Origin of the sequence: Dolichospermum sp. UHCC 0260 (assembly GCF_009711985.1) — a bacterium.
Taxonomy (GTDB): Bacteria; Cyanobacteriota; Cyanobacteriia; order Cyanobacteriales; family Nostocaceae; genus Dolichospermum; species Dolichospermum lemmermannii.
On record NZ_VIKZ01000002.1, the window covers coordinates 91,775 to 105,522 of the forward strand.

Consider the following 13,748-nt stretch of genomic DNA (forward strand, 5'->3'; position numbering starts at 1 on the left):
ATGGAAGTCATCCCCGCAATTGATTTACTAGAAGGTCGCTGTGTGCGACTATATAAAGGAGACTACGAGCGATCGCAAGTATTCAGCGAAAACCCCGTTGAAGTAGCGAAAATGTGGGCAGACCAAGGCGCGACAAGACTACATTTAGTTGATTTAGACGGCGCAAAAGCTGGAAAAATCGTCAACTTAGCAGCTATTGAAGCCATTAGAAATAATCTTGATATACCCATTGAAGTTGGGGGCGGATTGCGCGATCGCTCCAGTGTTGTACAATTATTTAATCTGGGAGTAAATTGGGCAATTCTGGGAACTGTCGCCGTTGAACAACCCCAGCTAGTCCAAGAACTCTGTCAAGAATTTCCCCAACAAATTATTATTGGCATAGATGCCCGTAACGGCTTAGTTGCAACTCGTGGTTGGTTAGAAACATCAACAGTATTAGCCACCCAACTAGCAGTACAAATGCAAGAATTAGGTGCAGCAGCCATCATTTACACTGATATCAACCGTGACGGCACACTACAAGGACCCAATTTAGACGCATTACGAGAACTCGCAGCGGCAATTTCCATACCCGTAATTGCTTCCGGTGGCGTAAGTTCCGTCACCGATTTGTTAAGTTTATTAGCTTTAGAACCCCAAGGGGTAACAGGTGTGATAGTTGGTAAAGCCTTGTATACTGGTGATATTCTCCTCAAAGAAGGATTACAAGCTATTGGTCCGGGAAGACTGCAAGATATACCACCAGATTTCGGTATTTCTAGCATTGCTTAAAATGAATTAGCAATATAGAGAAACCTGTAGGGGCGCAGGGTCTGCGCCCTTGATTGTATTGATTATTGCTAGTATTGTATTAGGATTATATTTACTCAATAAATTAGTAATTTTATGCCAAGAAAAGACCAGGGTTGGGTGACATTTCAAACATCTGAAGAAGAACGCAAGATATTAGAAGAATTTTGTCAAAACTCCCAGCGGACTAAAACTGAGATTTTGCGGGAATTAGTGCGGGGACTTAATAAATATTCATCACCGTCCATATCATTATCAACTTCACAGGAAAAAGCAGAAACTAAGCATCCTGAATTTGAAATTGTTAGTCCCAAAAAAGCATTAAAAGTGAGTTCGCGTAATGTTTTGAAAGGAGTAGTGAAACGAGTCACAACTGGAAGTGTAAATACAGAAATAACTCTAGAAATTGTTCACAAAGTTGAGTTAACTTCCATGATTACTAGAGTTTCCGCTGAAGAATTAGAATTATCTGAAGGTACAGAAGCCTATGCTGTGATTAAATCTAATGATATTGTGATTGCAAAAGATTAGAAATACTTAACTTAGATTCCCGACTTCTTTAAGAAGTCGGGAATCTTTTTGTTTACTAAGCTTCGATTTTTACACCTTTCCAGAAAGCAACATAACCTTCGATATTTTTAGCTTTTTCCTTAGTGCTAGGATAATACCAAGCAGCATCTTTATTAACTTGTCCGTCAACTTCAACACTGTAGTAACTAGCAACTCCTTTCCAGGGACAAGTGCTGTGAGTGCTACTGTCTTGAAAATATTCTTTCTTGATAGAGTCAGCAGGGAAATAATGATTTCCTTCCACAACTACGGTATTATTGCTTTCGGCTAAAATAGCGCCATTCCAAATTGCTTTCATGATTTGAGTTTAAAAAAAGTTAACAATTTATATTGTGACATTTAAAATAACTATTTATTTACGTGATATACTGAAATTTGGTAAAAGTTTTGCGAAATAGCAATCACAAGTATCGAAATAAATTTTAGTCCTGCTAAATTTAAAGACTGTGAAAAAAACCGATGAAATAGTCCAGAAACTTGTTAATTGGAAATTAGATTAAGTAAGTAGACGAAAATAAATCAAAGTAGATTAAGTAATGTAAAAAATCTGGAGATGATTTCGTAGTAAGGGCTTCAGCCCTCAAATGAGGAATAAATTCCTCGTATCATTCTTGATTTCTGAAAAAAAATATTTTTCCCTCGCAAGCGAAAGAGTCAAAGTCTAAAAAACTACAAAATCCATGAAGAACTACAAGCAACTCGAAACCCGTAGGTGTTATGTTCCTGTCCTGAATTAGCGTAAAGACGACGCATGGAACGACAATTTGCCAGGCCAGTATACCAAGAACCACCGCGAAGAATTCTTCCTTTTGGATTATGACTTGTATTTATCCATGCGATTCCATCTGTAGGCGCACCTTCATAGCTATCATGCCAATGGTCTTGACACCATTCCCATACATTTCCGTGCATATCGTATAATCCAAACCTATTAGCAAACTTCATACTACCTACTTCTGTTGTTTCCTGTCGATAATCTCCTTCACCACCATATTTGCCATTATAGTTAGCCAAATCTGTTTTCAGTGTTTCACCAAAATGAAATGCTGTTTTTGTCCCAGCGCGACAAGCATATTCCCATTCTGCTTCACTAGGAAGGCGGTATTGTTTTTTAGTATGATGTAAGAGGCGCAAGCAGAACTCCTCCGCATCATCCCAAGAAACGCACTCAACAGGGCGATTTGCTCCTTGAAAATGAGATGGGTTAGGATTTAGTTCTCGATTTATTTGTGGGAAAGAAGCTACTGCTTTCCACTGCGCTTGAGTGACAGGATACCGACCGAAACAGAAAGATTGTACAGTTACACCATGTTGTTCTCCTTCTCGTCTGAAATAGTCTTCATTATATAGTTTACACAACCTCTCAATTTCATCCTCTGTTGTTCCCATCTGGAATATTCCACCTGGGATAGATATCATTTCTAGGGTTACATTATTATCTAACTTTTCAATAAAGTATTTAGCTTCAATTTTTACTTCTTTAGTTTCTTTGCTTTTGTAACTAACTTTGTTTTTCCTATCTATAATAGCAATTTCAAAATTAAAAGGCTGAATGAATGGCGAAGCATCACATAACATTGGACAAGCATAAGCTTCCAAATTTGGATCATGCTCTTTTCCTTTAATACTTGTGAGAATAAAATTATTTTGCGACTTGTGAGGGATTGCTTGATATGTTGCTTTATCAACATACAACCAACCAGGTTCTGCTGCTGTAACCATTCGAGAAACTGTAAACAAAACACGATGTCCTATTATTTTATCAATATTTAATTGAGATTTATCATATAAAACTTCACCAGTTGCTGCGGCAATACGAAATAATCGCTTCTTGTTGTCTTGTTGATTATAATTATCAACCAAATTACGAAAATTTTCTACAAATGTATATGCCTTATCTACATCCTTAAATGATATGCGATAACCATCTCCACCTAAAGAATGTATTTCATTATATTCATGGATTTCATGATTTTCAAAAGTTTTATTAAAAGCATTTTTAACAAATTCTCTAATCTTATAAACAAAGATTTTCGTACCTTCTACACCTAATTCATCTTCAATAAAATTAGTTGATTTTGAAGACTGAAATAAATCAAGTTGAACTACAGTTAATCGAATGTTTTCTTCTGACATGATAGGTGCTTTTATTTTCTGTGAGTAAATCTAAATTGATGAAATTGGGAATATTAAATATAGTTTGCTGTAGGGGTTCAGCATTGCTAAACCCTTACAGAATGTATATGTTTACATTATATATATTTCGTTTTTGTTGTCAAAAATCATTGAAGATATCATGAAAATCACAAACGCCGATAAATAACCAAACTTATGAGCATTGAACAGGGAATTATTAAAATAGAAGCAATTAAAACTTTTATCGCATAGGTAAAAACTTCAAACTTCAAAAATGCAATTTCTGCATTAATAGTAATTTGTTCAGCAATATCTTTATATTCCTTATATTCTTCTTTAGTTATATCTACACTACCCTTGAAATAGGGTTTATTCAATGCTTCCAGTAATTCATCTGGTTTATATTTCCACAAATGTCCAAAATACCAGAAATTATCTTTGATTGGATCTAAAGAATTTAATTTTTTATTTGGTCTATCTCGCAACCATGATAAACGCTCCAAATCTATTTTAGGCAAAAAAGACAGGGAACAAATCAAAGCGCAAATACAAAGTAGAATCGTTGTTAACAACAACCCAAAATTTAAGGAATGGGGAATATTTTGTGCTGTGACTAAAAGAGTGATAGTTGCAGTAATAGCAGCACCAGAAAAAGCCAGCAAAATACCATTTTTAGCCTCTGCAAACTTCAGCCACTCATTCACATTCTGGAAAATCGCTAGGAGCTTAGTAGAAACCTCATCCATAAGAAAATTTTATGTATACAAAGCAACAGAGGTACGTAATATCATTACAAATACAGATATTATCACTTCACGTCACTTTTTTATAACTCTGGATAGAAGAAATTTTAGAAAATTAATAAAATTCAACACTTTAATTTTTATCCTGTTCATCCTTTAATCCTGGACATCCTGATTCAGACATTTTCCTATCTATAAATTCTAGCGTTCCCTCTGCCAATTCCCCAACGTGCGTTAAAATCCTAATATCTTCATCACAACTCAGACACGCAGCAGCCATCTACCATGCTTCAGTATCCACACTTAGAAAAAGCTTTAAAACATCATTTTGGTTATGATCAATTTCGCCCTGGACAACGGCAAATTATCGAAGATGCGTTAGAAAATCGTGATTTAATGGTAGTTATGCCCACAGGTGGGGGGAAATCTCTGTGCTTTCAATTACCGGCACTTTTGAAACCCGGTTTAACAGTCGTAGTATCACCGTTGATAGCCTTAATGCAAGATCAAGTAGAAGCACTGCGAACTAATAATATTTCTGCCACATTTCTCAATAGTAGTCTCAACGCCTATAAAGTTCGCTCCCGTGAAGAAGCGATCATGAATGGTAAAATAAAATTACTTTATGTCGCCCCAGAACGCCTCGTTAGTGACCGATTTCTCCCCCTTTTAGACGTAGTTAAAGAAAAAGTCGGAATTTCCACCTTTGCCATTGATGAAGCCCATTGTGTCTCAGAATGGGGGCATGATTTCCGCCCAGAATATCGGCAATTAAGATTACTCCGAAAACGTTATCCTGATGTTCCTACAGTTGCGCTCACTGCTACCGCCACAGATAGAGTCAGGGCTGATATTATCGAACAATTAGGATTAAAACAACCAAGTATTCACATTACTAGTTTTAACCGCCAAAATCTTTATTATGAAGTTCGTCCTAAAAGTAATCGTGCTTACGCTGAATTATTAGAAATTGTTAGAGAAAATGAAGGTTCAGGAATTATCTATTGTTTAACTCGTAAAAAAGTTGATGAATTAACTTTTAAATTACAAAAGGATAAAGTTGCCGCTTTAGCATATCATGCGGGATTAAGTGATGATGAACGCTCTAAAAATCAAACTCGATTTATTCGGGATGATGTGCGGGTAATGGTGGCAACAATTGCCTTTGGAATGGGAATTAATAAACCAGATGTGCGGTTTGTTATTCATGTTAATTTACCCCTCAATTTAGAAGGTTATTATCAAGAATCTGGTCGTGCTGGTAGAGATGATGAACCTTCACGTTGTATACTTTTTAATAATTTCGACAATAGAACGACTGATTTTATTATTGAACAAAAAACAGATCCCCAAGCACAATTAATAGCTAAACAGCAATTAAGACAAGTTACAGATTATGCAGAAGGCACAGACTGTAGACGCACAATTCAATTAGGTTATTTTGGGGAAAGATTTCCCGGAAATTGTGGAAATTGTGATAATTGTCTTTATCCTAAACCTGTGCAAGATTGGACAATTGAAGCCATGAAATTTCTATCTTGTGTGGCCAGGTGTAAAGAAAGATATGGAATGTTACATATTATTGATATATTAAGAGGGGCAAAAAATCAGAAAATTGTTGTTAATAAACATGATCAACTTTCTACCTATGGAATTGGCAAAGATAAAACAGTAGATGAATGGCGAATGTTAGGAAGATCCCTTTTACATCAAGGTTTAATAGAACAAACCGCAGATGGTTATTCAATTTTAAAACTTAATGCTTTGAGTTGGGAAGTGATGCGAAAACAACGCCCAGTTTCCATTGCTGTTCCTATAGCCAAGAAAATTACGTGGGAAGAGGGAAATGTCAAAGCAGCAGATGTAGAAGTGCTAATGCAAAAATTGCGATCGCTTAGGAAAGAACTCGCAGACGAACAAGCAGTACCACCCTACGTCATCTTCCATGATTCTACCCTCAAATTAATGGCACAAAGCCAACCAAAAACCTTAGATGAATTTGGCAATCTTTCCGGGGTTGGTAGTCATAAATTATCTCAATATGGCGAAAGATTCTTAGCAGAAATTCAAAAATACCGCCAAGAACAAGGGTTACAAGAAAAGACTATTAATCGAGTTAGTTCCTCACCTCATTCTCACTCACCTTCTGATACAGAATTAACAACATTGGAATTATATAACCAGGGTTTGAGTATTGAAAACATCGCTAAACAACGCAACGTTAAAACTGCCACAATTATCAATCATCTCTCCAATTTAATTGAGAAAAAACAACCTGTAGATTTAAGTAAATTAGTCCCCTTAGAACGCCAAAAGAAAATCTGGAACGTCTTAGAAATTGTTGGTGATATTGCCCTCACACCCATTCGGGAAAATTTAGGTGAAAGCTACAGTTTTGACGAAATTCGTTTAGTTAGAGCAAAATGGCGCAGAGAAAAACAAAAAACCATTAAAGATGATATTGATTTTTAGTTTTTTGCCGATAAAGCCAGAGATAGCAGTTTTGGTAAAACCAAACAAATAGCCGTATTCAATATTGTTAAAAATAGACCATCAATTAAACTCATAAATAACTCTCCCTGTGATAACTACATCTTGATTTTGCATTCTAAACACCATTTTTGAATGTCTTTGACATTGCATAAGTAAATTAAATACTTGCAACTTTTCTATTCCCTGTTATGTATAGCAATCCTGTCTGATTTGTGAAAATTGATGTTTTTACCGAGAATTACAGCGGTTTCCGCTCTTATGAGGGACAAAGTTGAATCATGAAACTCTTGTAGTGCGGGCATCTTGCCCGCTAGATATGTACCTCATAACACCAGGAAGTGCTGTATGAATAGCGCAGAGAAGAAAATAAATATATTCACAAATAATTGAGGATTGCTATTATTCGCTAATATTCTCTTTAATTAGGAGAACATTGGGAACAAAAATCCGGACTAAATTTACAAGATTGACTACCAGTTAATCCGTAGGCTGTACAATATGGGAAACTGGTCATTTCCATTTTGGCGGATTTGCAACTAGGAGTAAGGGCAAATGGTTGAGATTGTTGAGGTTTACGAACCAAAACCATAGATAGCAGCTTAGGCAAAGCCAAACAAGCCCCAGCATTGATGACGGTGAGCAATAATACATCCATCAAATCTATAGGGAATCACCCCCAAATGAAATTTACGTGAAAACAGTTTGACTAAAACTAAAATATATGGCAATGTCCTAAGACTCAACCATAGTATTTAGTTTATATAAAATCAGTTTAGCATAGATTTTTATAGATGGAACGGTGATAATTCAGTAATTTGTCATCAACAATGTGCTTTTAACGTATTAGACATCTCCAGAAAAGAATGTAGAGACGTTCCATGGAACGTCTCTACAAGGGTTGTAAGTCACGCATATTTAATTTTCACCAGATGTCTATTAAATACCGTTATATTAAATTGAAAAAATCACCAATTTAAATTTAACATCAGCATTTATGACACAAAACCAATCTGCAACTTCTTTCTTAGCTAACATTTCTGAGCGGGAAAGCCTGGCTTTACAGAGTTTAGTAGATTACACAAATGTGGAATCACTACCAGAAATTTGGACTTTAGCTGCCAGGAAATTTGGTAATATTGTTGCCCTGCATAACCCCCACTCCAAACCAGAAGTAAAAATTACCTATAGTCAGTTGTCAGGGCAAATTCAACAATTTGCCGCCGGTTTGCAAAAGTTAGGCATCAATATAAACAATAGCGACACTCTTCCCTATGGTGAACGGGTTTCCCTCATTGCTGACAACAGTCCCCGCTGGTTTATTGCCGATCAAGGTATAATGACCGCTGGAGCGGTAAATGCAGTCCGTAGCGCTCAAGCAGAACGAGAAGAATTACTTTATATTATTTCCCATAGTGGCAGTACCGCATTAGTAATTGAGGATCTCAAAACTCTAAATAAGTTAGGAGAAAGCTTAAATGAATTACCGATTAAGCTGGTAGTTCTCCTTTCTGATGAAGTACCACCCACAGAACGTAATTTTCCAGTGGTGAACTTTTCCCAATTATTAGATATTGGTAGTAACAACACTTTAATAGCTACCAAACAAAGCAGCGAAAGTTTAGCGACCCTAATTTATACCTCTGGTACTACGGGAAAACCCAAGGGTGTAATGCTATCTCACAAAAATTTGCTGCACCAAGTTAAAAACTTAGGAACAGTAGTACAACCCAAAAAAGGAGATATTGCCCTCAGTATTCTGCCCACATGGCATAGTTATGAACGCAGTGGAGAATATTTCCTACTTTCTCAAGGTTGTACCCAAATTTACACTAATTTGCGTTCTGTGAAAGGGGATTTAAAGAAATTTAAACCCAATTATATGATTGCTGTTCCTCGACTATGGGAATCAATTTATGAAGGAGTGCAAAAGCAATTCCGCGAACAACCAGCCAAAAAACAAAGTTTGGTCAAGTTCTTACTAGAAACGAGCCAGAAATATATTGAAGCGCGGCGTATTTCGCAGGGATTGAGTTTAAATCACATTCACGCTTCATTTATTGAACGTTCCCAAGCCAAAATAACAGAATTGGGTTTATTATTATTCCATGCACTCGGTGAAAAATTAGTTTATACCAAAGTGCGAGAAGCTACTGGCGGCAACATCAAGCACGTTATTAGTGGTGGTGGGGCGCTACCTGCATATATAGATAACTTTTTTGAAATTGTTGGGGTGGAAATTTTACAAGGTTATGGTTTAACAGAAACCTCACCAGTAACTAATGCTCGTCGTCCTTGGCGAAATTTACGGGGTTCTTCAGGACAACCCATTCCCGGTACAGAAGTGAAAATTGTCAATCCTGAGACTCGTCAACCTCTACCAGTGGGAGAACGGGGTTTAGTCCTGCTCAAAGGGCCACAAATCATGCAGGGCTATTATCAAAATCCCGAAGCCACAACCAAAGCCATAGACACAGAAGGTTGGTTTGATAGCGGTGATTTAGGTTGGGTAACTCCTGAAAATGACTTAGTATTAACAGGTAGAGCAAAAGACACCATTGTTTTAACCAATGGGGAAAACATCGAACCCCAGCCCATAGAAGATGCTTGTTTAAGATCACCCTATATTGACCAAATCATGTTAGTAGGGCAAGATCAACGGAGTATTGGCGCTTTGATTGTTCCCAACCTAGAAGCCTTAGAAAAATGGGCAGAAACTCAAAATAATAGTCAAAAAATTGACTTAGAGAGTAAAATAGTCCAGGATTTGTTTCGTCAGGAATTAAATCGGGAAGTTCAAAACCGTCCCAGCTACCGAGCCGATGATCGTGTTGGACCGTTCAAACTCATTGAGGAACAATTCTCAATTGAAAATGGACTCATGACACAAACGCTCAAAATCCGTCGTCACGTTGTCATGTCCCGATATTGCGATATTATTAACGCAATGTTTGCCAAATAATTCCCTAAATCGCAGATAATCTTTCAGAACTTAATGGAGATATAGGGAAGCAGCCCCGCAGAGGGGAATGGGAAGAAAATTCTTCTTTTTTTCTTTCTTTTTTTCTCCTGACTCCTGACTCCTGACTCCTGACTCCTGACTTCCCCCAAACTACAAACTATTTAAGAGTGAACGGACAATTTTTATGGATGTTTCCAACCCTCAATTGCTTTTAAAACGCCCGATTAATGTCAAAGCCATAGTTACTAGTCTCTGGAAAGAGGAAGTACAACAGCAACTACAAGGTCAAATTAATCAAGTTGACCAACAACTGCAACAATTAGACGTTGAAGGACAAAGAGCAGTTAGCGCCATTCAAAAACAGAGTGTGCAACCACCAGGACCCCAAACACTCCAACAAATTGACAACATTCAACTGCAAGTCAATCAAAAGAAAAGTGAACTTCTAGAGCAGAAAAACCAAATGCTGCAAAACCTCCAGCAAGTACAATTATTGGAATTAGATCAAGAAGTCAATCAATTTCAAATGGAAAGCTTTTTCCGGATTGAACTAGGTGATAATTTGATTAGTAAAATGCAGGTTGAAGTTGTCCTCCGTGATGGTATTGTCGAAGAAATTCGCGGAGATATCTAACATTAGCACTGAAGTAGAAGTTTAGCATATCTCGTTCCCAGTCTCTGACTGGGAATGCTATCACAGAGGCTCTGCCTCTACAGTTATCAAAGCTAATCCATGAAGTTGACACCAATCATTATCACGCTTAACCACTACCCTAGTAGGGGGGGAAATTAATAATTGAGGGGGTTGACAAATGATTTTGAATTTGTTATCATAAAATTGATAAGGAAGAACTATCTTCTCATAAAAATCTATTCAACTGCCCAAAACCGCTGACAATCAAGTAATCGGTTGTGTTTTGTCCAAAAAAACAGATAGTTATCATCAATCTGATTTTTCCAAAAAATCACCCACTTGATCACAAAACTGTTAAAATTCGTAGATTGAAGTCCATATATAATTGATTCTGAAACCACCATATCATGAGCATTAACGAAGTATTTATGCCGGCGCTGAGTTCCACCATGACCGAAGGCAAAATTGTCTCCTGGGTCAAGTCGCCTGGAGATAAAGTGGAGAAAGGCGAAACAGTGGTGGTTGTCGAATCAGATAAAGCTGATATGGACGTGGAAACCTTCTATGAAGGATATCTTGCCCATATCATTGTTCCCGCTGGTGAAACCGCCCCAGTTGGCGCAGCGATCGCATACATTGCCGAAACAGAAGCAGAAATAGCCACAGCCCAGTCCTTAGCCAACGCAGACGGTGCTGCTGCCCCCTCCACACCTGCCCCCATACCCGTACCCGTTGCCGCAATTGCCGCCCCTGCCACCCCATCTCAAAATGGTTCTAACCATGAACCCGGCAGAGTCGTAGTTTCACCCCGCGCTCGCAAACTAGCCAAAGAACTCAAAGTAGATTTAAATACCCTCACAGGTAGCGGTCCCTACGGTCGCATTGTGGCGGAAGATATAGAAGTGGCAGTCGGTAAAGTCCAACCCGTTACTACCCCCGTTGTCACTCCCGCACCCGCACCTGTAGCCGCACCTGCACCTGTAGCCGCACCTGTACCCGTAGCTGCACCTGCACCTGTCGCCACACCAGTAGTTACTAGTGCCGTTCCTGGTCAAGTAGTGCCATTCACAACCTTACAAAATGCAGTAGTTCGGGGCATGGTAGCCAGTTTATCTGTACCTGTGTTCCGTGTCAGTTACACAATTAGCACCGATGGACTCGATAAACTTTACAAACAAATTAAGTCTAAAGGTGTGACAATGACCGCGCTATTAGCCAAAGCTGTAGCCATAACATTACAAAAACACCCCATCCTTAATGCCAGCTACTCAGATCAAGGAATTGTCAATCACCCTAATATTAACGTTTCTGTTGCCGTAGCCATGGATGATGGTGGTTTAATCACACCCGTTTTACAAAATGCAGATGCAGTTGATATCTACTCTTTATCTCGCAATTGGAAATCTTTAGTAGAACGCGCTAGAGCTAAACAACTACAACCAGTAGAATATAACAGCGGTACTTTTACACTTTCCAACTTAGGAATGTTTGGTGTAGATACCTTTGATGCCATTTTACCCCCCGGACAAGGTTCTATTTTAGCCATTGGTGCATCACGTCCCCAAGTAGTTGCCACACCTGATGGATTATTTGGTGTGCGTCAACAAATGCAAGTTACAATCACCTGTGATCATCGCATTATTTACGGTGCTGATGCTGCCGGATTCTTGCAAGACTTAGCGAAGTTGATTGAAACCAATCCCCAATCTTTGACAATGTAAGAGACTAATACCCAGATTCCCGACTTCTGAGAGAAGTCGGGAATCTAAAAAGGGGATCTATAAAAAATATAAACATATACAAATTCCAGATTCTAAGAACTAACATTAAAACAAACGATTAATTAAAAAGTTGGTGTGTATTATGGCAACTAAAAAACAATTCAACAGCTTTGAAGAAATGCTTTCTGGTTCGGATGTCCCCGTATTAGTAGACTTTTATGCTGACTGGTGTGGTCCTTGTCAAATGATGGTACCCATTTTAGAAAAAGTCAACCTTGAACTGAAAGATAGATTACGGATTGTCAAAATTGACACAGAAAAGTATAAAGAATTAGCCAGTCAGTATGGCATTGCCGCTTTACCAACCTTGGTACTATTTAAACAAGGAAAGCCCGTAGACAAAATTGAAGGTGTTATCCAAGCCGCACAGTTAGTACAACATCTACAACCACAGCTTTAAATAGGTTCTTACAATAGAGATGCAAAATTCCGCGTCTCTATAACAGCAACTTTCAGTGTATTTCTTCCTTTGCGCCTTTGCTCCTTTGTGCCTTTGCGCGAAACAAAATTCGCGCTATCTTAAATAAAGAAGATCATAGGAGTGCATCTTTTTATGAAAGGCAAACAAGTTTTACTTACAGGTGGCACAGGGGGACTAGGTTTAGGTGTAACACCCGCAGTTATAGCCCAAGGTGCAGATGTGACTATTCCTTATCGTAATCCTAAAGATGTAGAACGTCTCAAAGGAATTATTTCCCCTGCGGATTTTGCCAGAATTCATTTTATTCCTGCTAATTTAGAAGATGAAGCCTCAGTAGAAAAACTTGTCAGCCGCATGACAAAAGTAGATGTGTTAATTCATTTAGTTGGTGGATTTTCCAAGGGAAAAACTCACGAATACAGCTTTTATGATTGGAAACAGGAAATAGATATCAACTTAAATACAACTTTTTTGACTTGCAAATATAGCCTTAAAAGTATGTTAGAAAACGGCTATGGGCGGATTGTTACCGTCAGTTCTCGCGCTGGTGCTGAACCAGCAGGACAATTAGCGGCTTATTCTGCGGCCAAAGCTGGAGTGATAGCCTTAACAAAAGCGATAGCCGATGAAACTAAAGGGACTAATATTACTGCTAATACCATTCTCCCCAGTGTCATTGATACCCCCGCTAACAGAGTAGGTACACCCGCAGAAATCGCTGATAAATGGGTAAAACCTGAATCTATCGCCCAAGTTATTTGTTTTTTAGCCTCAGAAGCAGCCAAGGATGTCCGTGGTGCAGCAATTCCCGTTTATGGCAATTTTTGAAATACACCACGACTGAGTAAGAGAACGGTTATGAGAGTGGTATCTGTTTGTTACTCAGCAGGTATTACCTATAATTATTAGACATCTCCAGAAAAGAATGTAGAGACGTTCCATGGAACGTCTCTACAAGGGTTGTAAGTCACGCATATTTAATTTTCACCAGATGTCTATTAGTTAAAGCGATCGCAATAGACTTTTTCCGAGAATCTCCGGTAATCTTTCATTATTGGCGATCGCTACACTGACCTTTGAACCTCCTACATTAAACTTTAGAAGATAATCATTGAGGCGATTTCTTAGACTTTGGACGAAAATCTACCACAATCCACTATTAAGATGAAAAATAACACGCACTTGCGAGATAATAAATAATTGTTACATTCAAATTCAA

At 38.1% G+C, this 13,748-nt stretch carries 13 protein-coding genes; 8 read left to right on the top strand and 5 right to left on the bottom strand.

The genetic code is table 11. From position 1 onward, the window contains the following. Both hisA and FJR08_RS01340 read left to right on the top strand, forming a co-directional pair. A complete protein-coding gene (gene hisA / locus FJR08_RS01335; protein ID WP_148763834.1) occupies positions 1–774 on the top strand; it encodes a 1-(5-phosphoribosyl)-5-[(5-phosphoribosylamino)methylideneamino]imidazole-4-carboxamide isomerase in 774 nt (257 codons plus the stop codon). 114 nt (positions 775–888) lie between these two features. Beyond that, positions 889–1,323: a molybdopterin-binding protein gene (locus tag FJR08_RS01340; protein WP_148763836.1), complete on the top strand. Its 435-nt coding sequence runs from the start codon at positions 889–891 to the stop codon at positions 1,321–1,323. A gap of 55 nt (positions 1,324–1,378) precedes the next feature. Here the strand turns inward: FJR08_RS01340 and FJR08_RS01345 are convergent, their stop codons facing one another. From FJR08_RS01345 to FJR08_RS01360, 4 genes are all read right to left on the bottom strand, one after another. Then, positions 1,379–1,663: a DUF427 domain-containing protein gene (locus FJR08_RS01345; RefSeq protein WP_148763838.1), complete on the bottom strand. Its 285-nt coding sequence runs from the start codon at positions 1,661–1,663 to the stop codon at positions 1,379–1,381. 368 nt (positions 1,664–2,031) lie between these two features. Beyond that, positions 2,032–3,498 (bottom strand): SUMF1/EgtB/PvdO family nonheme iron enzyme, encoded by a 1,467-nt coding sequence (locus tag FJR08_RS01350; RefSeq protein ID WP_168631904.1) that lies wholly within the window; start codon positions 3,496–3,498, stop codon positions 2,032–2,034. A gap of 167 nt (positions 3,499–3,665) precedes the next feature. Beyond that, entirely contained in the window at positions 3,666–4,244 is a 579-nt protein-coding gene (locus FJR08_RS01355; protein ID WP_168631905.1) for a hypothetical protein, read from the bottom strand. A 130-nt stretch (positions 4,245–4,374) separates the two neighbouring features. Further along, complete coding sequence (locus FJR08_RS01360; protein WP_168631906.1) at positions 4,375–4,521, bottom strand: hypothetical protein; 147 nt, start codon at positions 4,519–4,521, stop codon at positions 4,375–4,377. A gap of 5 nt (positions 4,522–4,526) precedes the next feature. Between FJR08_RS01360 and recQ the strand changes: the two genes are divergently transcribed. Further along, positions 4,527–6,713, top strand: coding sequence for a DNA helicase RecQ (recQ, locus tag FJR08_RS01365; RefSeq protein ID WP_168631907.1), 2,187 nt, complete (start codon positions 4,527–4,529; stop codon positions 6,711–6,713). Positions 6,714–7,152: 439 nt separating this feature from the next. Here recQ and FJR08_RS01370 read toward each other — a convergent pair whose 3' ends face one another. Next, positions 7,153–7,389 (bottom strand): hypothetical protein, encoded by a 237-nt coding sequence (locus tag FJR08_RS01370; RefSeq protein WP_168631908.1) that lies wholly within the window; start codon positions 7,387–7,389, stop codon positions 7,153–7,155. A 339-nt stretch (positions 7,390–7,728) separates the two neighbouring features. Here FJR08_RS01370 and FJR08_RS01375 point away from each other — a divergent pair, with 339 nt between their 5' ends. The 5 genes from FJR08_RS01375 to fabG all read left to right on the top strand — a co-directional run bounded on the left by FJR08_RS01375 (position 7,729) and on the right by fabG (position 13,357). Continuing rightward, positions 7,729–9,693, top strand: a complete 1,965-nt coding sequence (locus FJR08_RS01375; RefSeq protein ID WP_168631909.1) for a long-chain fatty acid--CoA ligase — start codon at positions 7,729–7,731, stop codon at positions 9,691–9,693. Positions 9,694–9,877: 184 nt separating this feature from the next. Further along, entirely contained in the window at positions 9,878–10,327 is a 450-nt protein-coding gene (locus FJR08_RS01380; protein WP_015083358.1) for a YlqD family protein, read from the top strand. A gap of 407 nt (positions 10,328–10,734) precedes the next feature. After that, positions 10,735–12,048, top strand: a complete 1,314-nt coding sequence (locus FJR08_RS01385; RefSeq protein ID WP_168631910.1) for a dihydrolipoamide acetyltransferase family protein — start codon at positions 10,735–10,737, stop codon at positions 12,046–12,048. Between the two features lie 142 nt (positions 12,049–12,190). Next, entirely contained in the window at positions 12,191–12,508 is a 318-nt protein-coding gene (gene trxA / locus FJR08_RS01390; protein WP_168631911.1) for a thioredoxin, read from the top strand. A gap of 153 nt (positions 12,509–12,661) precedes the next feature. Continuing rightward, on the top strand, positions 12,662–13,357 hold the full coding sequence (fabG, locus tag FJR08_RS01395; protein ID WP_168631912.1) for a 3-oxoacyl-ACP reductase FabG: 696 nt from the start codon (positions 12,662–12,664) through the stop codon (positions 13,355–13,357). Positions 13,358–13,748 lie beyond the last annotated feature (391 nt).

Excerpts from the sequence above, each read along its gene's own strand:
- hisA (WP_148763834.1), top strand. The coding sequence starts at position 1 with ATGGAAGTCATCCCCGCAATTGATTTACTAGAAGGTCGCTGTGTGCGA.
- FJR08_RS01340 (WP_148763836.1), top strand. The coding sequence starts at position 889 with ATGCCAAGAAAAGACCAGGGTTGGGTGACATTTCAAACATCTGAAGAA.
- FJR08_RS01350 (WP_168631904.1), bottom strand. The coding sequence starts at position 3,498 with ATGTCAGAAGAAAACATTCGATTAACTGTAGTTCAACTTGATTTATTT.
- FJR08_RS01355 (WP_168631905.1), bottom strand. The coding sequence starts at position 4,244 with ATGGATGAGGTTTCTACTAAGCTCCTAGCGATTTTCCAGAATGTGAAT.
- FJR08_RS01360 (WP_168631906.1), bottom strand. The coding sequence starts at position 4,521 with ATGGCTGCTGCGTGTCTGAGTTGTGATGAAGATATTAGGATTTTAACG.
- recQ (WP_168631907.1), top strand. The coding sequence starts at position 4,527 with ATGCTTCAGTATCCACACTTAGAAAAAGCTTTAAAACATCATTTTGGT.
- FJR08_RS01370 (WP_168631908.1), bottom strand. The coding sequence starts at position 7,389 with ATGGATGTATTATTGCTCACCGTCATCAATGCTGGGGCTTGTTTGGCT.
- FJR08_RS01375 (WP_168631909.1), top strand. The coding sequence starts at position 7,729 with ATGACACAAAACCAATCTGCAACTTCTTTCTTAGCTAACATTTCTGAG.
- FJR08_RS01380 (WP_015083358.1), top strand. The coding sequence starts at position 9,878 with ATGGATGTTTCCAACCCTCAATTGCTTTTAAAACGCCCGATTAATGTC.
- FJR08_RS01385 (WP_168631910.1), top strand. The coding sequence starts at position 10,735 with ATGAGCATTAACGAAGTATTTATGCCGGCGCTGAGTTCCACCATGACC.
- trxA (WP_168631911.1), top strand. The coding sequence starts at position 12,191 with ATGGCAACTAAAAAACAATTCAACAGCTTTGAAGAAATGCTTTCTGGT.
- fabG (WP_168631912.1), top strand. The coding sequence starts at position 12,662 with ATGAAAGGCAAACAAGTTTTACTTACAGGTGGCACAGGGGGACTAGGT.